Annotated in this window: 13 protein-coding genes and 1 pseudogene; 9 read left to right on the forward strand and 5 right to left on the reverse strand. The window is 74.6% G+C overall.

Translation table 11 applies throughout. From position 1 onward, the window contains the following. Positions 1–39: 39 nt before the first annotated feature. Positions 40–8,103, reverse strand: coding sequence for a type I polyketide synthase (locus IF55_RS01760; RefSeq protein ID WP_063763822.1), 8,064 nt, complete (start codon positions 8,101–8,103; stop codon positions 40–42). Positions 8,104–8,585: 482 nt separating this feature from the next. On the opposite strand from IF55_RS01760, the gene IF55_RS01765 reads away from it, so the two are divergent. After that, positions 8,586–9,728: an SDR family oxidoreductase gene (locus IF55_RS01765; protein WP_048831409.1), complete on the forward strand. Its 1,143-nt coding sequence runs from the start codon at positions 8,586–8,588 to the stop codon at positions 9,726–9,728. 3 nt (positions 9,729–9,731) lie between these two features. Then, positions 9,732–11,240, forward strand: coding sequence for a WS/DGAT domain-containing protein (locus IF55_RS01770; RefSeq protein WP_030881694.1), 1,509 nt, complete (start codon positions 9,732–9,734; stop codon positions 11,238–11,240). Positions 11,241–11,295: 55 nt separating this feature from the next. Here the strand turns inward: IF55_RS01770 and IF55_RS01775 are convergent, their stop codons facing one another. Beyond that, positions 11,296–11,691 carry a TetR/AcrR family transcriptional regulator C-terminal domain-containing protein gene (locus tag IF55_RS01775; RefSeq protein ID WP_342668253.1) on the reverse strand — a complete coding sequence of 132 codons (396 nt, stop codon included), beginning with the start codon at positions 11,689–11,691 and terminating at the stop codon, positions 11,296–11,298. A gap of 69 nt (positions 11,692–11,760) precedes the next feature. On the opposite strand from IF55_RS01775, the gene IF55_RS39930 reads away from it, so the two are divergent. Beyond that, complete coding sequence (locus IF55_RS39930; protein WP_030881699.1) at positions 11,761–12,321, forward strand: hypothetical protein; 561 nt, start codon at positions 11,761–11,763, stop codon at positions 12,319–12,321. Here IF55_RS39930 and IF55_RS01785 read toward each other — a convergent pair. Then, entirely contained in the window at positions 12,318–13,493 is a 1,176-nt protein-coding gene (locus IF55_RS01785) for a glycoside hydrolase family 64 protein (RefSeq protein WP_030881702.1), read from the reverse strand. The two genes, IF55_RS39930 and IF55_RS01785, sit on opposite strands and share 4 nt — an antisense overlap. A gap of 286 nt (positions 13,494–13,779) precedes the next feature. Further along, positions 13,780–14,706, reverse strand: a complete 927-nt coding sequence (locus IF55_RS01790) for an alpha/beta fold hydrolase (RefSeq protein WP_245661017.1) — start codon at positions 14,704–14,706, stop codon at positions 13,780–13,782. 39 nt (positions 14,707–14,745) lie between these two features. Between IF55_RS01790 and IF55_RS01795 the strand changes: the two genes are divergently transcribed. Together IF55_RS01795 and IF55_RS01800 are read left to right on the forward strand one after the other, a co-directional pair. After that, the gene (locus tag IF55_RS01795) at positions 14,746–15,111 is read left to right on the forward strand and encodes a MerR family transcriptional regulator (RefSeq protein WP_030881708.1); all 366 of its coding nucleotides are present in this window, start codon (positions 14,746–14,748) and stop codon (positions 15,109–15,111) included. A gap of 494 nt (positions 15,112–15,605) precedes the next feature. Beyond that, entirely contained in the window at positions 15,606–16,757 is a 1,152-nt protein-coding gene (locus IF55_RS01800) for a hypothetical protein (protein WP_030881710.1), read from the forward strand. 30 nt (positions 16,758–16,787) lie between these two features. On the opposite strand, the gene IF55_RS01805 is transcribed toward IF55_RS01800, so the two are convergent. After that, entirely contained in the window at positions 16,788–20,075 is a 3,288-nt protein-coding gene (locus IF55_RS01805) for an amino acid adenylation domain-containing protein (RefSeq protein WP_051776152.1), read from the reverse strand. 273 nt (positions 20,076–20,348) lie between these two features. Here IF55_RS01805 and IF55_RS01810 point away from each other — a divergent pair. The 4 genes and pseudogenes from IF55_RS01810 to IF55_RS01825 all read left to right on the forward strand — a co-directional run. Further along, positions 20,349–20,606: pseudogene (locus IF55_RS01810) on the forward strand (acyl carrier protein); the annotation flags it as partial. Then, entirely contained in the window at positions 20,603–21,850 is a 1,248-nt protein-coding gene (locus IF55_RS01815; RefSeq protein ID WP_030881720.1) for a beta-ketoacyl-[acyl-carrier-protein] synthase family protein, read from the forward strand. The pseudogene IF55_RS01810 and the gene IF55_RS01815, both read left to right, overlap by 4 nt. A 134-nt stretch (positions 21,851–21,984) precedes the next feature. Then, positions 21,985–23,391: an aminotransferase class I/II-fold pyridoxal phosphate-dependent enzyme gene (locus IF55_RS01820; protein ID WP_169767178.1), complete on the forward strand. Its 1,407-nt coding sequence runs from the start codon at positions 21,985–21,987 to the stop codon at positions 23,389–23,391. Further along, complete coding sequence (locus tag IF55_RS01825) at positions 23,388–24,062, forward strand: hypothetical protein (RefSeq protein WP_030881724.1); 675 nt, start codon at positions 23,388–23,390, stop codon at positions 24,060–24,062. The genes IF55_RS01820 and IF55_RS01825 overlap by 4 nt, the downstream gene beginning before the upstream one ends. Positions 24,063–24,088 lie beyond the last annotated feature (26 nt).

Here is a 24,088-nt window from a genome sequence, read left to right on the forward strand (position 1 = left end):
GTGCGACGGCCGCGTACCGCCGTCGCACCCCGCCGCCCGTTACGGAGCCTCGCCCCGCCGGCCGCCGGACCGCGGATCAGCCGCTTCGTCGGCCGCCGCCTCCCCGGACCCGGACCGGGACTCGGACTGGGACTCGGACCCGGCCTCGGGCCCCGACCCGGACACGGACCCGGGCTCGGCCCCCGGCTCCCCACCCCCTGCCGTCCCGGCCCCCGGCTCCCGCTCCGCGCGGGTCTGGGCCACGACCCGCGCCGGGGCCGCCGTCGCCGCCGGCGTCGGCTGAGTGGCCAGGCCGAGCCGTACGTGCAGGATGCGCGAGAGGTCGTCGATGGTGCCGTTGCTGCGCAGCAGCTCCATCGGCGGGATGTCGACGCCGTACCGCTGGTGGACGGTGACCAGGACCTGGGCGGCCATGAGCGAGTCCATGCCGTACTCGTCGAGCCTGCGGTAGTGGTCCAGTTGGTCGGCCTCCATGCGCAGCACCTCGGCCAGCAGCGCGGCGAGGGTGGTGCGGAGGTACTCCAGCGCCTCGTCCGCGCCCATGGCGGCGAGCCGCGCCAGCAGTTCCTCCCGGCTCAGCGCGTCGCCCGCCCCGGCGGGGGCGAGATCCCGCAGCCGCGGGGCGGCCATCTGCGGGATCAGGGCGGGCAGCCGGCTCCAGTCGACCCGCAGGACCGAGGCGGCGTCGGCCCCGGAGGTGAGCAGCGGCACCGCCGCCGCGAACGACTCGGCCGAGGTCGTCGGCTTGATGCCCATCTGCTCCATGCTGTCGCCGATGTTGTTGCGGGCGACGTAGCCGGCGTCGGCGATGGGGCCCCAGCCGACGGCCAGCGCCGCCTCGCCCCGCTGCCGCCGCCTGCGGGCCAGCGCCTCCAGATAGAGGTTGGCGCCCACGTACGGGGCCTGCTTGATGTTGCCGATGAGGGTGGTGCCCGAGGAGTGCAGCAGGAACAGGTCGAGCTCCGCGCCGGCTTCCGCGGCCGCGGACTCCAGGACCTGGGCCCCCGCCATCTTGGGCGCGAGCGTGGCGCGAATACGCTCCTCGCTCAGCTCGCTCAGCGTCGCGTCGTCGAGGTGCATCGCCGCGTGCGCGATGCCGCGCAGCGGCCGGCCCGCCGCCTCCAGTTCGGCCAGGACGGCGCGTACGGCCCGCGGGTCGGTGACGTCCGCGGCGTGCACGCTGACGCGCGCGCCCAGTTCGGCCAGGCGCGCGGCGGTGGCCGCGGCCTCTGGGGCCCGCTCGCCGCTCCGGCTCACCAGGGCGAGGTGACGGGCGCCGAGTTCGGCGAGCCAGCACGCGGTGGCCGCGCCGAATCCGCCGGTGCCGCCGGTGACCAGGTAGCTGCCCTCGGGGTCGAGCCGGGGCGGGGCCGGCCGCTCCTCGATGAGCAGCGGTTCGTCCAGCGGGTCGTAGGTGATGACGACCTTCCCGATGTGGCGGGAGTGCTGGAGGAGGGCGAAGGCCTCGGCGACGCGGGCGGCGGGGAAGGCGGTGTGCGGCACCTTGACGTGCGCGCTCCCGCCGGTCAGGTCGCCCATCTCCGCGCGCATGCGGGGGAAGCAGTGGTCGGGGACCTGCGAGACGTCCGCGCCGAAGTACGAGATGTTCTTCGTGAACGGGCGCAGCAGCAGCGGCTTGTTCTCGTAGAAGTCGCGCTTGCCCAGCTCCACGAACCGGCCGCCGGACCTCAGGAGCTCCAGGCTGCGGGCCATGGCCTCCCCGGCGAGGGAGTTGAGCACCACGTCCACGCCCTGCCCGCCGGTGATGGCGCGGACCTGCTCGGCGAAGTCCAGGGTCCGCGAGTCCAGGACGTGTTCGACGCCCAGGCTCCGCAGGAATGTGCGCTTCAGATCGCTGCCCGCCGTCGCGATCACCCGCGCCCCCTTGAGCGTCGCGTACGCGACAGCGGCCAGGCCCACGCCGCCCGCGGCGCCGTGGACCAGCACGGTCTCGCCGGGCCGCAGCCGCGCCAGTTCGCCCAGTCCGTACTGGACGGTGCTGACCGCGATGGGGGCCGCCGCCGCCTCGGCGAAGGACACCGAGTCGGACAGGCGCCACATCTTGGCCGGCTGCATCAGGGCGTGGCTGGCGCACGCGGAGTACGTCATGCCCACGACGCGGTCCCCGGGTGCGAAGTCCGTCACGCCGGGGCCGCAGGCCAGGACCACGCCCGCGCACTCCAGGCCGACGCTCGCCGCTTCCGCGGCGTCCACGCACGCCTCGACGGGCAGCAGGCCGACCGCCTTCATGATGTCGCGGTAGTTGAGGGCGCTCGCGCGTACGTCCACCAGTACCTCGTCCGGTCCCGGCGGGGCCGGTGCGGGCGTCTCCTCCCACACCAGCTCGTACGAGAGGCCGGGGTGGCGGACGCGCAGGGCGTACGGGGTGGCCCCGGCGGGCCGGGCGGGCTCGGGGCGCGGCCGCTCCCGGGGGACGAAGCGGTCCGCGGCGGTGAGCACGATCTCGTCCTCGTCGCTCGCGGCGAGCATCTCGCGCGCCAGCCGCAGGGCGTCGCCGGCCGGCGACGCGCCGCGGCACAGGCTCACGCGACGGCCCACGAGTTCGGGGTGTTCGTTGGCCAGGGTGCGGGCGATGCCCCAGACCGCCGCGTCCTCGGGATGGGTGATCTCCTCCAGCGCGGGCAGCGCCCCGCAGGGGCGGGTGACCAGCCACAGTTCGGCGCGGACGCCGTCGGGCAGCCCTTCGCGGGCGGTGGCGAGGGTACCGAGAGCGACGGCGCGGCGCGCGGCCACGGCGACGGCCTCCCCCTCGTCATCGCGTACGCGGGGATCGTCACCGTGCGCGCGAGGGGCATCATCCCGCGCGCTGACGTCGTCGCCGTGCACCCTGGGGTCGTCGCCCGCCCCGAGCAGTACGGTGACGACGACCGTCTCGGCGGGCTCCGCGCCCGTCACCGCCTCCGTGAGCAGCGCTTCCCACTCCTCGGGCCGGTCGGGCAGCGGCACCGTACGGACCGTGCCCGCGCCCCGCTCCGCCAGCGTCTCGCCCAGCGCCCGGGCGAGGGGCAGTTCGCTCGCCCGCTCGGCGACGACGAGATACGCGCCGGCGCCGTCCGCCCCGGGCAGTGCCGCCTCCTCCGCCGCCGCCTCGGCCGCGGCGGAGGCGAGGAAGACCGACCACCCTTCGCGCAGCGGCGGCTCGTCGTCCCCTGTCCGCGTGACCGCGTCGAAGCCGCACTCGACGAGCAGCCGCGGCCACTCGTCGCGGGGCAGCAGCAGGGAGTCGGGCCGCAGGTCGCGGTCGGTGTGGGCGTAGAAGCTGTCCAGGGCGCCGAACACCGGGGCCAGCGTCTGTGCGTCATGCGTCTCGAACGCCAGCAATTGCCCGCCGGGGGCCAGCAGGGAGCGCACCCGGCGCAGCGACGCGCGCAGGTCGGCGGCGGTGTGCAGCGCGTTCGACGCCACGACGAGATCGAACCCGCCGGCGGCCAGACCCTGTTCGGCCGGGTCCCGGTCGAGGTCGAAGGCGGCGTACTCGACGAAGTCGTACGCGGCGAAGTGGGTTTCGGCGCGGGTGAGGAAGGAGGTGGAGACGTCGGTGAACGTGTAGTGGGTGCGGTCGGCGGGCAGCAGCGGCAGCAGCGCCGCTGTCGTGCCGCCCGTACCCGCGCCGATCTCCAGCACCCGCAGCGCGCGGTCCGCGGGCCAGACGGCGGTCATCTGCTCCACCAGCGCCTGGGCCACCCGGTTGTGGAACCGGCAGAGCGGCGAGACGTCGTAGTACTGCTCCAGCATGCGGGCCACGGGTTCGGAGATCGCCGCCTGGGCGGCGTCCGCGCCGTCGCGGCAGGAGTCGTCGAGGGCCTGGAGCTGGCGCGCGGTGAGGGCGGCGGTGGAGACGAAGGCCGGGTGGCGGCCGACGAATTCGGTCAGCAGCAACGATCCGGGCGCGGCCGGAGCGCACAGCCGCCACCGGTCGTCCTCCGCCCGCCATACGCCCTGCCGCTCCAGGAACGGGGCGAGCAGCGTGAACAGCCGCTCGTGCCGGGCCGGGAGGCCCCTGGCGATCAGGTCCGCGACGGCGAAGGGCTTGTCCGCGTCGTCGAGCAGCGCGGCGATCAGCTCCCCGTAGCGCGCGGCCGTGTACCGCCGCATGCTCTCCACGGCCTCGGCGTGGCCCGCCGCGTGCCACGCGGCGCGCAGCTCCGCGATCCGTTCTTCCGCCCGCTCCACAAGCTCCGCCGGGGCGGGCAGCGGTACGGGTGTACGGGGCAGCTCCTTGTGCGGGGCCGCCCGCAGCACGGTCTCCATCACGCCGACCCGCGTGAGCCGGCCGATCTGGAGCCTGCGCAGCCGGCAGCCCTCCAGCTCGGCGGAGACGGTGCCGTCGGGGTCGGTGAGGAGGATGTCCCAGCACACCTCCTCGTCGGTCCGGCTGCGTTCACGTACGAGCATGAGGCCGTGCGGCGCGGGGGTCTTCCACACCCGGAGCGCGGCGATGGTCGACGGGAGGTGCGGGTGGCCGGCGGCGATCCGGTCCAGCAGGAGGGCCACGCCGGTCTGCAGGGCGCCGTCCAGCAGGGCGGGGTGCACCGTGTACGGGTCGCCGGGCGCGTCGTGCCGGTAGGCGGCCAGCGCGGCGTCCGGCCCGCGCCACATCTCCTCCAGTACCCGGAACGCCGGTCCGTAGCACAGCCCGACGGAGTCGCAGGCGCCGTAGAACGTCTCCGCCGTCAGCGGCTCGGGGCAGTCCCGGCGGGCCCGTTCGACGTCGAGGGGCTCGGGTCGCGGCCGGAGCTGGGCCCGCACCCGCGCACGGGCGTGGGACCGGGTCTGCCCGGAGTTCTCGGTGGTGCTGGTGAGGCAGAACGTTCCGTCGTCGGGGTTCAGGGACGCCTGCACGCTCGTGCCGCCCGCGTCGGGCCAGGGCACCACCAGCGCGTTGCTGATGTCCATGTGCTCGACCTCGACCGCCGTGTCCAGCGCCTCCCGCCCCGCGGCCAGGGCCATCTCCAGATACGCGGTGGCCGGCATGACGACCGAGCCGCCCACCCGGTGGCCGCTGAGCCACGGCACCAGCACGGGCTCGACCGACCCCTGCCACACCGGCTGCGGGGCCGGCAGCCGCTCGCCGAGCAGCGGATGGCGCAGCACGCCGTCGCCGCTGGAACGCACCCAGGACTGCGGGGTGCCCCGCCAGTGCCGCTGCCGCTGCCACGGGTACGCGGGCAGGTCCACCACCCGCCCGGCCACCGGCAGCAGCCGCCCCCAGTCGAACTCCGCCCCGGCCGCCAGCAGCGCCGCACAGGTGGTGTCGAGCGCGTGAACGGCGTCGACCGGCACCGCGGCCGCCGTCCGCACCGCCTCCGCGTGGCCGGCTCGCTCCTGCGCGGGCACTGTCCGCGTGGTTTCCGTCCGCGTGGCTTCCCTCTGCGCGGCCTCCGCGTGAGCGGCGTCGGCCTCGTCGAACTCAGCCCGCACGCCGTCCGCCTGCGCCGTGGTGTCCGCCTGCGCGACGTTCGCCTGGTCGGGCTCCCGCTGGGCGGTGGCGTCCGCCTGCGCGGCCTCCGCCGCGACGCCCTCCGCCCGCTCGGCCTTCGACGGGCGGCGCATCGTGGGCAGTACCGCGATGTGCGCGGCGGGGCGGCTCGCGGTGATGCGGCGCAGGGAGCCGCGGAGTACGGGGTGGGGGCCGACTTCCAGGAGGATGTCGGCGCCGTCGTCGATGGCGCGCTCGACGGCCGCGGCGAAACGTACCGGCCGGCGCACGTTGTGCCACCAGTACTGGGCGTTCAGCTCCGGGCCCAGGACGCGGTCGGCGGTGACGGTGGAGTACATCGGCAGGGTCGCGGTGGACGGCTCCAGCGCGGCCAGCGCCTCGGTGAGGGCGGCCTGCCGGGGGCCCATGGCGCGGCTGTGGAAGGCGTAGTCGAGGCCGAGGTCGCGGAAGAACACGTCCCGCCGGGCCAGTTCCCCGCCGAGCGCGGCGAGCGCCCCGGCGTCGCCGGAGACGGTCACGTCCCGGGCGCTGCCCACCGCCGCGATCTCCAGCAGTTCGCCGTACGGGGCCAGCAGCGCCCGCGTCTCGTCCTCGCCCAGGCCCACGGCGGCCATCCGGCCCCGGCCCGCGGTGGGGGCCTGCGCCGCGCCGCGTTCCGCGATGACGTGGGCGGTCTGGGCCAGGGTGAGCACTCCGGCGAGGTGCGCGGCGGCGACCTCGCCGACGCTGTGGCCCACCACCATGGCCGGTTCGATGCCCCTGGCGCGGAGCGCGGCGGCGAGACCCAACTGCACGGCGCACAGCAGCGGCTGCGCGATCTCGGTGGCCGCGAGCCGCCATCCGTCGGGCGCGGAGGCCAGGAGTTCGGCCGCCGACCAGCCGAGCCGCGGCGTCAGGTGGGTGTCGAACTCCTCGACGGCGGCGCGGAAGGCGGCGTCGCGGGCGAGCAGGTCGGCGCCCATCCCGGCCCATTGGGAGCCGTTGCCGCACAGCACGAACGCGATCCGCCCGCCGCGCACCCCTTGGGCGCGGGCGCCGACGGCGCCGCCGGGCCCGGGGCGAGGGGACGTCCGTTCGGCGGCGGCGAGTTCGGCGAAGGCGCGGGACGCGTCGCGCGGCGTACGGGCGAGGACGAGGGCCCGGTGCTCGTGGCGGCCGCGCCGCCGGCACGTGGTGTGGGCGATGTCGTAGAACTCCTCCTGCGGCACGTCGGCGAGGTGTTCCGCGAGCGCGGCCGCGGCCTCGCCCAGGGCCTTCTCGTCGCGTGCGGAGACCAGTACCGGCAGGGGCGCGTCCGGCGGGGCGTCGGGGTCGGCGCGGCGGGGCGCGGGGACGGTGGCGGGCGCGGCGGCGACGATCGCGTGCGCGTTGGCGCCGCCGAAGCCGAAGGAGTTGACCCCCACCACGGGCCGCCGCGCGGCGGCGACGGGCCGGGGGGTGGTGGCGAGCTCCAGGCCGAGCCCCGCGAAGTCGATGTGCGGGCTGGGCTCCTCGGCGTGCAGGGTGGCGGGGATGGACCGGTGCCGCAGGACCAGCAGCGCCTTGCACAGCCCGGCCATGCCGGACGCGGGCTCCAGGTGGCCGAGGTTGCTCTTGACCGAGCCGAAGGGCAGGTCGCCGGTGATGCGGCGGGTGCCCAGGGCCCGGCCGATGGCCATCGCCTCCAGCGGGTCGCCGGCCGGGGTGCCGGTGCCGTGCGCCTCGAAGTACACCAGGTCGTCGGGGTCCACTCCGGTGCGCGCGTACACCTCCCGCAGCAGGTCCTCCTGGGCCCGGTCGTTGGGCAGCGCGATGCCCAGGGTGCGGCCGTCGCTGTTGGCGCCGGTGCCCAGGATCAGCCCGTGCACCCGGTCGCCGTCGGCGAGGGCGGCCTCCAGCGGCTTGAGGATCACCACGCCGCCGCCCTCGGCGCGTACGAACCCGTCGGCCCGCGCGGAGAACGGCGCGGGCACGCCCCGTACCGACAGCATCGACGCCTGGGAGAAGCCCACGTAGTGGTAGGGGGAGATCAGCAGGTTCGCGCCGCCGCACACGGCGGCCCGGCTGGTGCCCTCCCACAGCGTGTGGCACGCGCGGTCGAGGGCGATGAGCGACGACGAGCACGCCGTGTCCACGGCCATGCTCGGGCCGCGCAGGTCGAAGGCGTACGAGAGGCGGTTGGCGGCGAGCGACGAGGCGCCGCCGGACATCGTGTACGGGCTGATGGAGCGCTGGGCCATCAACTGGAGCGCCCCGTAGGACGCGTCGGAGATCCCGACGTAGACGGCGGTGTCCGAACCGGCGAGCCGCCGCGGGTCGAGGGCCGCGTCGTCCAGCGCCTCGGCGGTCAGCTCCAGCAGCAGCCGGTGCTGCGGGTCCATCTGCTCCGCCTCGGCGGGCGAGATCCCGAAGTAGGAGGCGTCGAAGGAGGCGACGTCCGCGAGGAAGCCGCCGGCGGCCGTGTAGCTCTTGCCCGGCCGCGGCACGCTCGTGTCCACGAAGCGCTCCGCCTCGAACCGGTCCGGCGGCGCCTCGCCGACCAGGTCGCGCCCTTCTTCGAGCGCCGACCACAGCTCGCGGAGCGAGTTGACCCCGCCGGGCAGTCGGCAGGCGACCCCGACCACGGCGATGGGCGGGCGGGGCGCCGCGTTGCTCTGCTGCATCGAGCCTCTTCTCGTCAGTTCTCGTCGGTTCTTGTCGGTTCTTGTCTGTGCTTGTCGGTCTGTTGTCGGTTCTGTCGTCAGGTTTGCCGTTGCATCTGTCAGCGGGGTTGTCAGCGGTCGGTCGTCGGGATTGCCGTCGGGTCTGTCGCCGGGGCTGTCGGCGGCGGCGGGCGGCCGCGCGCGCCACTGCCAGCGGACGCACCGTAATAGCCGATTGCCGTCAAGAGCGGTTGAAGTCGCCTATCAAGGGCGAATGCCTGAGAAACGCTGAACAGGGTGAAAAGGGGTTCATTCACCTGCGTTCACTCGTCGGAGTGAATTCGAGAACGCCCTGCCGGGCATGGCCTGTCCGGCCCCCGGCCCCGGAAGCGGAGCGCCCGGGGAGGGGCGCCGGACGCGAGGACCGTCGCCGCGGTGATCGGATCGGGCGGTATACGCCGCCCCGGGCGGCGCCGAGACGGGAACTCGCTAAGGAGCGCGCTGTGTCAGTCGTCATCACAGGAGCAACCGGATTCCTGGGCAGCCGCGTCCTGCGGCACCTGCTCGCCGAGGAGACGCGCGAAAGAGTCACGGTGCTGGGACGAGGCTCCCCGGAGTCCCTGCGCGAGCGCGTCCAGGCCGCCGTCGGCTGGCTCGACGGCCCGCACGACGGCCCGCCCCTGCCGCCGGACGCGTGGCAGCGCGTGCGCTGCGTCGGCGCCGACCTCACCCGCCCGGCGCTGGGGCTGCCGCCGGAAGAGCTCACCGCGGCGGCCGACGGCGCCGCCCAGGTGTGGCACTGCGCCGCCCAACTGCACCTCGCCGGCGACCAGTCGGACCTCTTCAGCACCAACGTCCGCGGCACCCGCGCGGTACTGGACCTGGCCGACCGGGCCCCCGACGCCCACCTCGTGTTCGTGAGCACCGCCTTCGTCGCCGGCCGCCGGGACGCGGGCCACATCATGGAGGACGACCTCAGCGACGCCGACGGCTTCCACACCCGCTACGAGGAGACCAAGTACACCGCCGAGCGCATGATCCGCGCCTGGACCGCCGCCAAGGGCCGCCGCGCCACCATCGCCCGCCCCAGCCTGCTGGTGGCCGACCGCTCGGCCCCCGCCGGACTGCCCGCGCAGCCCCTGGACTACGTGTCCCGGCTCGTCGACGACGCCCTCCTGCCCCCCACCGGCGGGCCCCTCGTACGCCCCGTGCGCGGCGGCGTCCTGCCCCTGCGGCTCCAGGGCGACCCGCACGGCGCCATGAACCTCCTCCAGGTCGACTACGCCGCCGCGGCCCTGATGCGCGTGGCCGCCGCCGGGCGCGCCCGCACCGGCGCGGGCGTCCGTACCGTGCACATCACCCACCCCCGCGAGGTCACCTTCCCCACGGCCCGCGAGGCCCTGCGGACCCTCTACCCGGGCCTGCGCCTCACCGTCGTCCCGGCCGTACGCAACCCCTCCCGCTACGAAGCCCTCGTCCTTCAGCACGCGGGCCACCTCCTCGACTTCAGCGCGCAGCGCCGTACGTACGACCGGACCCATCTGCGCGAGGACGTGGGCGACCTGCCCGACCCCCCCGACGTGGACGCGGCCTACCTCAGCCGCGCCTTCGACCGGCGCGACGCGCGCCAGCGGGCAGCGGTGTAGGCCGTGGCCACGGCGCGGGAAGGGGCGCGGACGCCCCGCCCGGAGAAGGGCCGCGAGCCGCGGCGGCCCGGACCCGGACCGGCCGCCGGGGCGGTCCTGCTCTCCGACGCGGGGCTCGCGGCCTACCGGGCCGGGCACCCCCGGACCAGCCTGGCCATCGGAGCGGCCCTGGTGTGCGCCGGGCCGGTGCCCGAGGACGCCCTGCTGCGGACGGTCCTGGAACGTGCCGTGGCGGCCTTTCCCGCGCTCGGCGGCGCCGAGGGGTCGGGCGGCCGGCTGCGGTACGCGCCCGTGAACGCCGCCGACGCGGCGGCGGGGCACTGGCACCGGACACTCGACGCCGAGGCCGCCCGGCCGCTGCCCGCGGCGGGCTGGGACTGCGCGGTCCTCACGGGCCTGCCGGGAGGTACGGGCCTGGCGGGCGACGAGTTTCTGGTGGGGGATACGGGCCTGCCGGGCGGTACGGGCCTGGCAGGCGACGAGGGCGTGGTGGGGGCTACGGGTCTGGGTCTGCCGGGCGGGGCGGGCCTGGCGGGTGGCCGGTTCGCGGTGCTGTGGCGCGGGGACCACGTCCTGCTCGACGGGGCCGGGGCCGCGGCCGTCCTCGCCGCGCTCTGCTCCGCCGGGGACCCGGAGGACTCCGGGGACCCGGAGGACCCCGAGGGCCCGGAGGACATTGGGCCCGCGCCGTCCGCGGCCCTCCGCGCCGCACCACGACGCGTCGGGGCCGGGACCAGGGCCGGGGCCGCCGGGCGGGCCGTCCTCGACCTGGCCCGCGCGAGCCGGGCGGTGGCCGGCCCGCTGCTGGCCCGCGCCGGCTCAGCCGACCGGCTCGCCGACGTACGGTCCGACGCCCCGCCCCGGCTGCGCCACCACTTCGCCCACACCCGCCTTGACGTGCTGCGCGGTGTCGGCCGCCGGCACGGCGCGACCGTCAACGACGTCTACCTGGCGGCGCTGGCCGGGGCGGTGCGCACGTGGGCGGGGGAGGGGGCCGCCGACGGGCTGCGTGCCGTACGGGTCCTGTGTCCGGTCGACATCCGCCGGCCACGCGGCGGTGAACTGCGCAACCGCCACCTCCCCGTGCGCGTCACGCTGCCCGTGGACCTCGCCACGCCGGGCGAGCGGCTCGCCGCGGTCGCCGCCCGCACCGGGGGCCTGGCGCGCGCCCTGCGCCATCCCGTGGTGCACGGCGTGTTCCGGGGGCTGCCCCGCGCCCTCGGCGCGTGGTGCGTGGAACGCTACTTCCACCCCGACCGCAGCACCCTCCTCGCCAGCAACGTCCACGGCCCCGCCCACCCGCTCCGCCTGGCGGGCGCGCCGGTACGCGAAGTCCTCCCGCTCAACTTCCTCCCCGCCGGCCACCCGCTGTCCGTGGTGCTGATGAGCCTGAACGGCCGGGTGAGCGTCGGCTTCACCACCGACGCCTCGCTGCGAGGCGCGGCCGACCTGCCCAACCTGTGGCTGCGGGAGCTGACGGCACTGACCACGGACCGTGCGCCCGGCCCCTGAGGGCGGCGAGTCGCGCCCGTACGGACCGTACGGAGGCGGCGGGGGGGCCGGGGGCTCAGCGGCGGGTGAGGCCGTCGAGGATCAGGCCGATGGTGAAGTCGAAGCGTTCGTGCTCGGCGCCGGAGGCGAGTTCGGCGGCGTAGCGCTTGGTCTGCGGGAAGGCGTCGGGGAACTGGGCGAACCGCCGCAGCACCTCCTCGCGTCCGGCGGCCCACTCGTCGCCGGAGCGGCTGAGCAGGGGCAGTTCCCAGGTGTAGGCGTTGACGTAGAGCGTCAGGGCGTCGATGCCCCAGGCGGCGGCCCGCGGGGCGATGCCGCCCGCGAGCAGGATGGCGAGCATGCCCTCGGCGAGGCGCAGCGTGCTCGCGGCGAGACTGGGGCGCACCGCCCTGCGCACGGCCTGTCGACCGCCGCCGTCGGCGTACTCGGCCTGTGGTGGTCCACCGCCCACTGGGGCGCCGGCCTCACCGTCTGGAAGCCGACGCCGGCGCTGTTCCTGACCGGGCTCGGGGCGGGCCTCGTGTTCATCCCGCTGTTCGACTACCTCCTCGGCGACGCCACCGCCGAGGAGGCCGGTACGGGCGCGGGCATGCTCAACGCCGTCCAGCAGTTCACCAACGCCATCGGCGTCGCCGCCCTGGGCACCGCCTTCTTCGCCCGCGTGGGGCGCCCCTCCACACACTCCTACTTCGCCGCCGCCAAACTCGTCTTCGCCGTCTGCGCCGCCCTTACGTTCTCACCCTGCTGTCTGTCCCCCTCCTGCCCCGGCACGCGCGGCGGGCTCAGCACTGAACGCGGCCACCGCGGCGGCGTACGGCCGTGGTTACCGCCCTCCGCCGAGGCCGACCGGCTCATGGCGCTCATCGAGACCCGGCTCGGGCAGGGTGATGGCGGTGTGCGCCGGGTTCCCGGCCGCCGGCGGCGCGGCGGTGAGCCGACGCAGCCCGGCGTCGCGCCGTTCGAGGGCTTCGACGGCGGCGGGGAAGAGCGCCGCGTAAGAGAGCGTGGGCGGAGGGAGCGGCGCCCCCGCGGCGGTTGGTCGCGGGGGCGCCGGGGGTGGCTCAGAAGGTCAGAAGGTTAGAAGGGGGTCAGGGTGAGGGTCATTCCTGTGGGGGCCGGGTCGTGGATGTAGGGGGCGAAGCCCGCGACGTCGTCGAAGGCGAAGCCGTAGGCGCGGCCGTCGGTGGAGGCCGCGTGCATGGCCTTGGCGTAGTGGTTGGTCAGCCGCTCCCGATAGAACGCGGCCGGGTCGGTGGCGGGCTGGTTGGGGGTGTTGTGCAGCGTGGTGCGGTTGAGGGCCGCGCCGAGGACGGCGGCGACCGGGCCGGACAGGCCGTCGTTGGGGGCCGCCAGGGCGCCGTGGCAGAAGAGCACGTCACGGGTGGAGGGCTTGGCGATGGACACGGCGGCCGGGCCGGTGAAGGTGAGCTTCCCGCCGCGCACCCGGCCGGTGAACGTGCCCGCGTTGGTGGTGACCTTGAGGTCCTTGGACGTGTACGCGTTCCACACCTGGTCGACGTACGGGGCGAGGTAGTCCTTGGCGAACAGGCCGGCGTCCAGGCCGTGGCCGGGTGCGATGACGCGCAGGTCACCGCCGAGGACCAGGGGCTTGAACGCGGGCACGGCGGCGACGTCCGAGAAGATCTTGGCCCGCGCCCCCGGCTTCAGGGTGCCCGCCGTCTGGGTCCTGGACCCCGTGAGGCGGAGGGCGAGCGGGACGCTGAACATGTCCACCATGGTGGTGTTCCAGCCCATGCCGCCCGCGTCGAAGGTGAACTCGGCGCTGTCGTGCAGGATTTTGTAGTTCGGGTCACCGGACACCCACCCGGCCGGGTACTGCAGCGCGGGCCTGCCCGCCCCGTCCTTGACGACCTTGAGCTTCAGCTTGCTGCCGAGGGAGACGTAGATCCGGCCGGACATCCGGGGCACCGACAGCTTGGTGTCCCCGTTCCCCGCCAGCGGAATGGCGTAGTCGGTCCAGCCGCCGGCCCCGTTGTCGGAGAGCTGTACGGGCACGGCCTTGCCGTCCCGGGTGACGCGGACCTGCCGATCGCCCTGGTTGCCGACGATGTAGACCCATATCGACGAATTGCCGAACTTTCCCGTCCTGTTGACGATCGTCAGAGGCAGCGTGTCGGCCTGCCGCTGAGCGCCGATGGCGCGTGGGCTCGCGAGGGTGAGGCCGGTTCCGGCCGCGGCGACGGTCGCCGCCACCCCTCCCAGCAACTTCCTGCGGCTGATATGCGTGCTCATGAAGTGGCGCTCCTCGGCGAAGTGGGGCTCGGCCCCCGGTCGACGAGCCAGGGGCCGAGAGCCCGAGAAACAGGTCACCGCAGAAGTTAGCGCGCGACATCAGTGGTGCGGCAGGTCCGGTAGTGGCGATCCAGCTTCCGAATTCCGCCCGTTTTCGGGCGGCAAACCGGTGGTCCGCTGAGGCCGTAGCCCGTTGAGTCCGTGGTCTGCTGAGTCCGCGGTCCGCTGAGCCCGTAGCCCGCTGAGTGCGGCGGGACGCCGGCGGAGGCTGAGCCCGATGGAGCGGTCAGGCCGGTCCACCGGTCGCGGTGGCCAGGAAGGCGCGTACGTGCCGTAGCCACGTCACGCGGTCGGGCTCGCCGAGGATGTGGGCCGCGCCGGGGAGTTCGAGGAGTTCGGCGTTCGGAATGCCGGCCGCCAGGCGGTACGAGCTCTCGGGCAGCACCAGCCGGTCGCCGGTCGGGGCCACCACCAGGGTCGGCACGGCGATGCTCCCCAGGTCCGGCCGGACGTCCACTCGGGACGCCAGGTCGAAGTGGTCCCGCATCCCCGGCGGCAGCCCGGCCAGGGTCCGGGCCGCCCTGGCGTCGAGGTCGGCCGGCGCGATCTCCGCCAGCTCCGCCGCGGACATGACCGACACGGTCGCCAGCCGGGCCACCTCCTCCCACCGGCCCGCGCCGCCCAGCACCCCGATCAGCCGGGCGGCCAGCGCCAGGACCGGGTCCGCGACGGCGAACCCCGCGGTCAGGACGAGCGCCGTGACCCGCTCGGGGTGGCGCGCCGCGACCCGTACGGCCACGGCGGTGCCCAGCGACTCGCCGAGCACCGCGAACGACTCCTGGCCCGCCGCGACGGCCGAGGCGACCAACTGGTCCGCGAGGTCGTCCAGCTCCAAGGGGGCCGTGGCCGCGGGGGTGCCGCCCGCCCCCGGGTAGTGCGGTCCGACGAGAGTGTGGTCCCGCGCGAGGTCGTCCAGTACGAGGCCGAAGTTGCCCTCGATGCCGCCCCCGGCGCCATGGGCCAGCAGCAGCCCGGGGCCGCTGCCCCGTACGACGGTATCGAGGCGCGGGGCGGGGAGGGATCGCTCAGCGGTGCTCGTGTCGATCGGGGGCGTGCCGCTGGAGTTCGTGCCGACGGTGGCCGCGCCGGTGAGGGTCGCGCCGGTGAGGGTCGTGTCGAGGGAGTTCATGCCGACGAAGCTAAACTCCGACATCAGTGTCAGAGTCAAGTCGCGAGCCGGGAGGCGAGCCGCATGCGGATGAAGGAGATGGTCCGGCGCACCGGGGTGCATGAGCGGCTGCTGCGCTACTACGAGCAGCAAGGGCTGCTGGAACCGGACCGGCTGCCCAGCGGCTACCGCGTCTACGGCGAACCGGACGTGGAGACCGTCCACCGCATCCGCTGCCTGCTCGCCGCCGGGCTGCCGACCGCCCTGATCGCCCAGATCCTGCCCTGCGTCCGCACGGACGGCGACCGCCTCGTCCCCACCTGCCCGGACCTCGTCGCCCAGCTCAAGGACGAGAGCGAGCGGATCACCCGCAGCATCGACGCCCTGCGCGCCTCCCGCGCGATGCTCGACACCGTCATCGCCGCCGGGCCGCCGGCGAAGGGCGGCTGAGCGGCCGGCGAGCCGTCCGCCGAGCCTGAACCCGGTAGCCCGCCGCCCGCCGCCCGAGCGTCCGCAGGGCCCGCACACCCGGTCGGTCCCCACGGCGCCCCCCGCGACCAGGGCGACCCCCGCGAACACGGCGCACCCCGCCGACCGCGCGCCCCGCGAACCCCCGTCGCGCGTATGCCGAGGTCCCAGGGCGCGCTGGTGTCGGAGCCGCGTTCCCTCGTCCGTCGAGGGGGCCGCTATAGGATCCGGTTCGAGTCCGTCCTCGCCCGACTCCGCGCACCACTCGTCGAGCGTGGTCGGGCCGTGGAGGGGGTACCGCTTCCCTCGCCAGGTTCACGACCGTACGTCAGGACCGTACGCCGGGCCCGAGGACCGCACGACGGGTTCCCGGACCGTACGCCAGGTTCACCGAGCATGACCGCCAGGTTCACAGACCATGACCGCCAGGTCCGCAGACCACACTGGTCGGGCCCCGAACACCCACAGAACACTCCATGGCCAAGAACAGCACCTCCTCGACCACCGCCCCCGACTCCGTGTGGCTGGCGTGCGGGCGCCACCTGGGGCCCGAACCCGAGCAGGACGCCCGGCGCAACCTGATCGCCCTCAAGGCGGCCGGGGTGCTCGACGACTTCCTGGACCTCGAACCCGCCGAGGCGGCCCGCTCCACCGTCCTGCACCCGCGCGACGAGTCCGCCGACCCCGGCCCCGCCGCCCGCCGCCTCTTCGAGGCCCGCTGGCGGGTGAGCGACGACGTGACCGTACGCGCGCAGCTCACCACGTACGATCCCGAGGCCCGCCGCAAGAAGGGCGACGGCGTCACCTGGGTCCTCGCCGCCGAGGCGGAACGGGCGTGGGAACCGCACTGGCCCTCGCCCGCCACCATGTTCTGGCCCGACAGCGACCGCCTCGCCTGGGACTACGACCCGCTCCAGGACGTGCGGCTGCGCTCGGCCAACCACCTCCCGAAGGACGACGACGATCTGCGCCACCGGCTGCGCGACTGCACCCGGCAGAGCTGGTACGTCCACGTCGTGGTGCACGAGGCGATGACGCCGGACGCGCGCGGGCAGCGGCCGGTCTCGGTGTTCCTGCCGCCGAGCCTGCGGCACCGGGTGGTCGAACACCGCGCCACGCCGGAACAGGCGCAGATCGCCGACTTCGCGATGAAGCGCGAGCTGGGCGTGCGCATGCCGCGCGGCGGCGCCGTCGTGCTGCCCGCGCGGCCGCGCGACCCGGAGTACGACGCCGACCGGTACACGGTGCGCAACGTCTTCCTGGACGGCTCGGAACCCACCGAACTCCTCGACCGGATCAAGGAGTTCGCCGCGCTGCCGCGACCGCTGCCCGCCGACGCCGAACGGGCCCTGACGCGGCTGCGCCACGGCTGGCACCTGCTCACCCCGGAAGAGGAACTCGTCCACGCCCAGGGCCTCGTCGCCAAGTACGCCGAGGCGCTGGACGCCATGACCAACGCCCGCGACCTCTACCGGGAAGCGGCCGAGGAGGCGCAGGCCGCCCTGGCCCGGGCCACCGGCGGCGACGGGGCGCCCAGGGCCTCCGTCCTGGGGCCGGGCGCGTCGGACGGCTCACCGCTCAACGCCCTCACGAAGGTGTTCGGCCGCTTCCGCACCCCGAAGAAGTAGCCCGGCGCGACCGGTCGCCGCCCCTAGGCCTCACGGCGCGGCGGGGCGCCCGGCGGCGAGGAAGCCGATGGCCTCGAAGTGGTCCAGGTAGCGGTCGATGAGGGCGTCGTCGACGGGCGGGCAGACGATGCCCGACGCCGCCATGGCCCGCTCGAAGTTCTCGCGCCCGAACGCGGGGAGCGCGGCGGTGAGCAGCGGCCGGGAGTCGTCCGCGGCCGGCCCGGCCGGGGCCATGAGCGTCGGCAGGAACGGGGCGAGGGGGAAGTCGGGGGCCTCGGCGGCGTGGTGCGCCATGGCGTCGAGCCATTCGCCGGCGGGCAGCCGGCGGACCGTACGCCCCCGTGCGCGCAGCCGGTCGACGAGCAGGCCGAGGTCGGCGGGCCGGCCGTTGGTGACGTGGTACGCCCGCCCGCGCGGCGGTTCGTGGGTGAGGAGGTGGACGAGCGCGTCGGCGGCGAAGTCCACGGGAACGAGGTTCAGGGGGAGCGGCGCGTCCGGCGCGAGCCCCGTGTCGGCGACGGCCTTGATCAGCGCGCACATCAGCGTGTCGGTCGGCCACCCGCCCCGGTCCACGGCGCCGCTGATCTCGTACGGGCGGTAGACGGCCGTCGGGAGCCCCCGCGCGGACGCCTCGCGGAGCAGGCTCTCGGCGACCCATTTGGTCTGCGCGTAGCCGACGCCGAGCCGGTCGGGGTGGCGGGGCAGCTCGTCCTCGGGCATATGGGCGCGGCCCGCGAGGCCGTCCCCGGCGAGCGTGTCCATCGTGGACACGTAGTGGACGGGCTTGAGCCGGTACGCGGCGGCCAGGCGCAGCACCGTACGGGTGCCGCCCACATTGGCGGGGCGCAGCGCGTCGTACGGGTAGGCGAAGTTGACCCGCGCGGCGTTGTGGACGACGGCGTCCACCTCGCGGGCCAAGGCGTCGAAACCGGCCGCGCCGAGCCCGAACCCGGGCTCCGCCAGGTCGCCGGGGACCGCGACGACCCGCCGCCACGTCGCGTCGGCCGCCACGCCGAACCGCCGCAGGCCCGCCCGCAGCCGCCGCCGCGCCTCCGCCGCGTCGGCCGCCCGGACCAGACAGTGGACCGTGGCGCCCGTACGGTGCAGCAGCCGGTCCAGGAGGAACGCCCCCAGGAACCCGGTGGCCCCGGTGAGCAGCACGTGCCCGGGCTCCAGAGGATCGCCGGCCGGCGCCGCCGAGAAATTCAGACCGGGGTCCAGCTCCCCCTCCGCGCGCAGGTCGACGTAGCCGCCGGACCGCCCCCGGCCCGCGGCGATCTCATCGACCGCACGCGCGAACTCCCGCACGGTGGGGCCGTCCAGCAGCAGCCTGATCAGCGCCGGCGCCGCCGAGGCGGGGACGGCCAGCCGGTGCTGCAGGGCCGCGACGGCGCGTACCGCGGGCAGCGACTGCCCGCCCAGGGCGGAGAAACCGTCGTCGCGGCCGATGGCCGGGAGCGCCAGCAGATCCGCCCACACCTCCGCCACGACCCGCTCGGTACCGGTCGCGGGCGCCTCGTCCGCCGGTACCTCGGCGCGCGCCGCCGGGAGCGCCGAGGGGAGCCGCGCGCGGTCGACCTTGCCGTTGGCGTTCCGCGGCAGCTCGTCCACGACGCGCACGGTGGCGGGGACCATATAGGCGGGCAGCCGGTCGGCCGCGAAATCCCGCAGGTCGCGGGCGAAGGCGCCGCGGCCCTCGTCATCGGCCTTGGCATCGCTCTTGTCATCGGCATCGGCATCGGCATCGGCATCGGCCTCTGCTTCGGCTTCGGCGCCGGCCCCGTGCGCGTCGTCGGTCCCGTGCTCGGGCTCGTCGGCGGTTCGCCGGTGGCCGGAGGCGGGCGCCGGGACGGCCCAGGCGACGAGCCGGCTGCGCCCGGCGGGCGTCGTACGGGTGTCGGCGACGGCCTCGCTGGTCTCCGGCTGGGCGCTCAACGTGTTCTCGACCTCGGCGAGTTCGACGCGGTAGCCGTTGAGCTTCACCTGGCGGTCGGCGCGGCCGAGGAAGTCCAGCCCGCCGTCCGCGCGCCTGCGGGCCCGGTCGCCGGTCCGGTACAGCCGCGCCCCGCGCGCCGCCGGGAACGGGGCCTCGACGAAGCGCTCCTCGGTACGCTCCGGGTCGCCGTGGTAGCCGAGGGCCAGTCCGTCGCCGCCGACCCACAGCTCGCCCTCCTCGCCGACCCCGGCCGGCGTGCCGTCGGGCCGTACGACGTGGGCCGTGGAGTTGGCGGCCGGGCGGCCGATGGGCACGGAGGTCTCCTCCTCGGCGAGTTCGGTGATCTCGTGCATGGTGCAGAAGATCCCGTTCTCCGTCGGGCCGTACGCGTTGATCAGCCGCCGCGGCGCCCCGTGCCGCAGCACCTCGCGGACCGCCGAGGCGTTGACCACATCGGCGGTGACGTACAGCCGGCGCAGCGGGGCGAAGGCATCCGGCCGCCAGGCGGCGATCTCGTGGAAGAGCCCAGCGCTGAGCACCATCACGGTGGCCCGCTCGTCCCGGATACGGTCGGCGAGCGCGTCGGGCGAGAGCAGGGTGTCCTGGGCCAGCGGCACCAGGCGGACGCCGTTCAGCAGCGCGCCGAAGATCTCGAAGCAGGAGACGTCGAAGGCCATGCTGGTGGTGGCCGGCCAGGTGTCCCCGGGCCCCACGTCGAGCTGGCTCCCGCCGAGCGGGCTCCCGCCGGTGACGAGCCGGGCCGGCGCCCGGTGCGGGACGCTGACGGCCTTCGGCCGGCCGGTCGTTCCGGATGTGAACATGATGTACGCGGCGTCGGCCGCCGACGGGTCCTCGACGGCGGGTGGTTCGTCCCTTCCGCCATCGCCCAGGCGCGGCATGGGTACGCGGATACGGGCGTCGGCCGACGGATCGCCGGTCTCCTCCCGGCCGCCAGCCGATATCGAGTCGCCGGTCTCCTCCCGGCCGCCAGCCGATATCGAGTCGCCGGTCTCCTCCCGGCCCTCCGCCGATATCGGATCGCCCACCACGGCCCGTACGCCCACCTGTTCGCACATGGCCGCGAGCCGGCCCGCCGGGAAGGAGGGGTCGAGGGGTACGTACACCCCGCCCGCCTTCAACGCCCCGAGCATGGCGGCAATGGCCTCCGCCGAGAGCCGCGCCACGACGCCGACGCGGTCGCCGGGGGCGACGCCGTGCTCGTGCAGTCGCCACGCGACCGCGTTCGCCAGCCGATCGAGCTGACGGTAGGTCACACTCGCGTCGCCGGTACGGTCGCCGACGCACGGGGCGTCCGGGGTTTCGCGCACCTGCTCCTCGAAGAGCCGGTGCAGCGGGGAATTCCGCGGATACGGCGTGACCACGGTATCCCATGCGGAATTCCGTTCGTTTTCTCCGGGATTTACTTCTGCGCACACGAATATTACTCCTCTCCGTTTTCAGGATTTCGACCGTACGAGAAGGGGCCGGGGCCCGGTAAGGGGCCGTTCCGCTCCGTGGGACGGGGGCTCGACTGGCCTTCCAGGGCGTGCTTACGGTGCACTGGGTGGTGGTCCTGAGGGCCGCGATGATCCCGCCGAACCCCTAATTCCCGTAATTCCCCTAATTCCCCCTCATTCCAAGAATCGAGGAGCGAGCGACAGATGGTCCGTGACGACGTCGTCGACCTGATGGTCTCGACATTCGAAGTGGCACCCGACGACATCCGCGATGACGCCAGCCTGGAGGAGCTCGGGCTGGACTCGATGGCACAGGTGGAACTGGCCGACCGGATCGGGGCCACCCTCGGCCTCGACATCCCGGAAGAGGAGTTCACCGCCAGCTCGACGCTGGAGGACATCGTGGAGGCCTTACAGCGGCGGCAGGAGCGGCAGAAGGAGGCGCGATCGTCATGAGCGCGCCGCGAGTGATCGTCACCGGCATGGGACTGATCAGCGCGGCGGGCATCGGCGCGGAGGCGAACTGGCGGCGGATCGTGGCGGGAGAGCCCACCGCGCTCCACGCCCCCGGGCTCGACGGCTGCCCCGTGGACTTCGGCTGCGCCGTCCCGGACTTCGATCCGGCCGAGCACCTGGGGCGAAGCCGGGCCGAAGCCCTGGACCGGTACGCCCAGTTGGCGATGGTGGCCGCGGAGGAGGCGATGGACTCCGCCGGGGTGGCCGTCCGGGAGCCGACCGAGCGGTCCGCCGGGACGACCGACCCCGCGCGCATCGGGGTGGTGTTGGGCAGCCTGGCGGGCGGCACCGCCACCATCGAGGCCCAGCAGACGCAGTTGGAGCGGCACGGGCCCACCGCGGTGGCGGGGCGCACCATCCCCCTGGGGCTGGTCAGCTCTGCGGCCGGAGCACTGTCCGCGCGTTTCGGGCTGCTCGGTGCCTCCATGAGCGTCACCACGGCCTGCGCCTCCGGTACGACCGCGATCGGGACCGCCCGCGACCTCATCCGGACGGGGGCCCTCGACGTCGCCTTGGCGGGGGGCGCCGACGCCCCCTTGACGCCGCTGAACGCCGCGGCATACGACCGGCTGCGCGCGCTGTCCCGGCGAGGCGACTACCCGCCCGCCGCCTCGCGCCCGTTCTCCGCCACGCGGGACGGCTTCGTGCTCGGCGAGGGCGCCGGCTTCGTCGTACTCGAAAGCGAGGAGCACGCCAGGGCCCGAGGCGCGCCCCGGCTGGCCTCGATCGCCGGGTACGGGTCCGCCGCCGACGGATACCACCCCGTTCGCCCGGATCCCGACGGGGGCGGGGCACGGCGCGCGATACTCGCCGCGCTCGCCGACGCGGGCATGGGTGCGGACGCCATCGACTACGTCAACGCCCACGGGACGTCCACACCCCTCAACGACGCCGTGGAGAGCGCGGTCGTCACCGACCTCCTCGGCGACGATGTGCCCGTCAGCTCCACCAAGGGCGTCACCGGGCACCCCTTGGGCGCCGCGGGCGCGCTGGAGGCGGCGTACGCGGTACTGGCCCTGCGCGACGGGATCGTGCCGCCGACGGCCAACCTCACCGACCCGGATCCCGACATCTCTGTCGACCTCGTCGCCGGAGCGGCGCGCCGCGAACGGCTACGGGCCGTCCTGAGCAATTCCTTCGGCTTCGGCGGCTACAACGCGTCCCTGGTCATCACGCCCGAATGACTCCGATCACCCCTGACCGGCAACGTCTCGCCCCTGACCGACAACGTCGGCTCGCCAGAGCCGGCCTGGCCTCCGCCCCCTTCCGGCCCACCCGATCCCCAATCACCCCCGCGACACACGAGGAGCGCATCCGCATGGCCCGCCACGGCGACGACGACCGACGTTCCCTGGGCTCCTTCGCCGCCCTCCGGGGACGGCACATCCTCCACCGCGTCAGCCCCCTCGAGCAGTGGCGCCGCCCGTACGCCGAGGACGGCGTCTGGGGCTACCACCAGCAGATGGTCACCTCGCACCTCGCGCCGCGGACGCGGGTGCGCGACGAGTTCGCGCGCGACGGCACCGGGGTCAACCTGATGAGCCAGGACTATCTCGCCCTCAGCGACCACCCGGACGTGCACGAGGCGATCACCAAGGCGCTGGCCGACTACGGCCCGCACGCGGCCGGTTCGCCGATCGTCGCGGGGAACACCCCGCTGGCCGGCGAACTCTCCGAGCGACTCGCCGAGCTGACCGGGATGCGGCACATCGTGCTCTTCCCGACCGGCTGGGCGGCGGGCTTCGGGGCGCTCAACGCCCTCGTGCGGCGCTTCGACCACGTCGTCGTGGACGAGTTGTCGCACGCCTGCCTGCACGAGGGCATCGCCGCGAGCCGCAGTTCGCGGGTGACCCGGGCGCCGCACCTCGACAACGAGGCGGTGCGCGAGACGCTGCGCGGTATCCGCGCGGACGACGCGGATAACGGCATCCTGGTCGTCACCGAGAGCCTGTTCTCGATGAACTCCGACACACCCGATCTCGCGGAACTGCAAGGAATCTGCCGCGAATACGACGCCGTGCTCCTGGTCGACCAGGCACACGACATCGGCGTACTCGGCCCGGACGGCCGAGGACACGCCGCCGCGCAGGACATGCTCGGACGCATCGATATCGTCATCGGTTCGTTCAGCAAGGCATTCGCCACCAACGGCGGCTATCTGGCCACCAATTCCGCGGCGGTCGCCCAATACGTCCGCTATTTCGGCAGCACGCACATGTTTTCCTCGGCGCTCACCCCGTTGCAGACCGCCGGGGCCCTGGCCGCCGCGCACCTCATGGTCTCCGCCGAGGGGGAGCGGCGCAGGGCGGCGGTCCGCCGGAATGCCGAGGTGCTGCGCCGGGAATTCGCCGACGACGAGCTGTGCACGGTCCTCGGCGACCCCTCGCCGATCGTGCCGGTCGAGGTGGACTCGCTTTCGGTCGGCAGGAAGGCGATGGGCCTCGCACGCGCCGAGGGGGCCCTGTTCCACCTCGTCGAATTCCCCATCGTCCCGCGTGGCCGCGCGCGTTACCGCCTCCAGCTCTCCAGCGCGCTCCAGCCGGGCGATCTCGTCCGGGCCGCCAAGGTCATCTCGGACGCCGTCGCGTCCGCCTACGCGGAGACGGGCGCGCAAACGGGCGCCGCCACCGGCACCAGCACGGATGACAGCACCATCAGCACGACCGGCACCACCGAACCCGGAAGTCAGGAACAGGAATCAGGAACAGAAAAGGAGAAACGATGACCACCGCTCTCACCTCGGAGACCGAGTCCGTACGCGCGGCCGCCGAACGGCTCGTCACCGCGATGCGCTACGTCGCGACCGACAACGCCTACATCGCCAAGGCGCGCGCCGGCCGTCTCACCGACGACGACATCGCCGCCCTGGTCCGGCTGGAGAACGCCACCCTGGACAACGTGACGGGCTGCATCGCGCTCGCCGCCGGCCGCTTCCCCAACACCCCGGCGATGGACTTCCTGCTCGACCTCGGCCAGATGGTCAGCACGGACCGCAGGAACATCCGCGCCGGCGCCGCCGCCTACGGCACCGCGCTGGAGGAGATCCCCGGCCAGCGGCTCGAATCGGTCGCCTACGGCTACATGGGCTTCATCAACTGGCTCTGCCTGAACGCGGACCCGGCCGCCATCGCGCTGGTCGCCCACGCGGACGTCGCGCTGTGGCACGAGGCCTGCGTGATCCTCACCCCGGCCCTGCAGAAGCACGCCGGGCTGCCGACCGAGGTGGTGGACTACTTCGCCGGGTACCAGGAGCGGCCCACTGAGGTACTCGACCAGGCCCTGGAGATCGTCGCCGGGGAGGTGGCGGAGGGGCGCCAGGACCTCCAGCAGACGGTCGGCACGGCCCGGCTGATGGAGGACCACCTCGCCGCGTTCTGGCGGGCGGCCGACCAGTAAGGGCCTGTATAAGGGCCTGCACCAGC

The organism is Streptomyces varsoviensis (assembly GCF_000718635.1).
GTDB lineage: Bacteria > Actinomycetota > Actinomycetes > Streptomycetales > Streptomycetaceae > Streptomyces > Streptomyces varsoviensis.

Bases quoted from the DNA above. Each gene is read 5' to 3' on its own strand.
- IF55_RS01800 (WP_030881710.1), top strand. From the start codon at position 15,606: ATGGCCAAGAACAGCACCTCCTCGACCACCGCCCCCGACTCCGTGTGG.
- IF55_RS01785 (WP_030881702.1), bottom strand. From the start codon at position 13,493: ATGAGCACGCATATCAGCCGCAGGAAGTTGCTGGGAGGGGTGGCGGCG.
- IF55_RS01815 (WP_030881720.1), top strand. From the start codon at position 20,603: ATGAGCGCGCCGCGAGTGATCGTCACCGGCATGGGACTGATCAGCGCG.
- IF55_RS01760 (WP_063763822.1), bottom strand. From the start codon at position 8,103: ATGCAGCAGAGCAACGCGGCGCCCCGCCCGCCCATCGCCGTGGTCGGG.
- IF55_RS01825 (WP_030881724.1), top strand. From the start codon at position 23,388: ATGACCACCGCTCTCACCTCGGAGACCGAGTCCGTACGCGCGGCCGCC.
- IF55_RS01795 (WP_030881708.1), top strand. From the start codon at position 14,746: ATGCGGATGAAGGAGATGGTCCGGCGCACCGGGGTGCATGAGCGGCTG.
- IF55_RS01790 (WP_245661017.1), bottom strand. From the start codon at position 14,706: ATGTCGGAGTTTAGCTTCGTCGGCATGAACTCCCTCGACACGACCCTC.
- IF55_RS01820 (WP_169767178.1), top strand. From the start codon at position 21,985: ATGGCCCGCCACGGCGACGACGACCGACGTTCCCTGGGCTCCTTCGCC.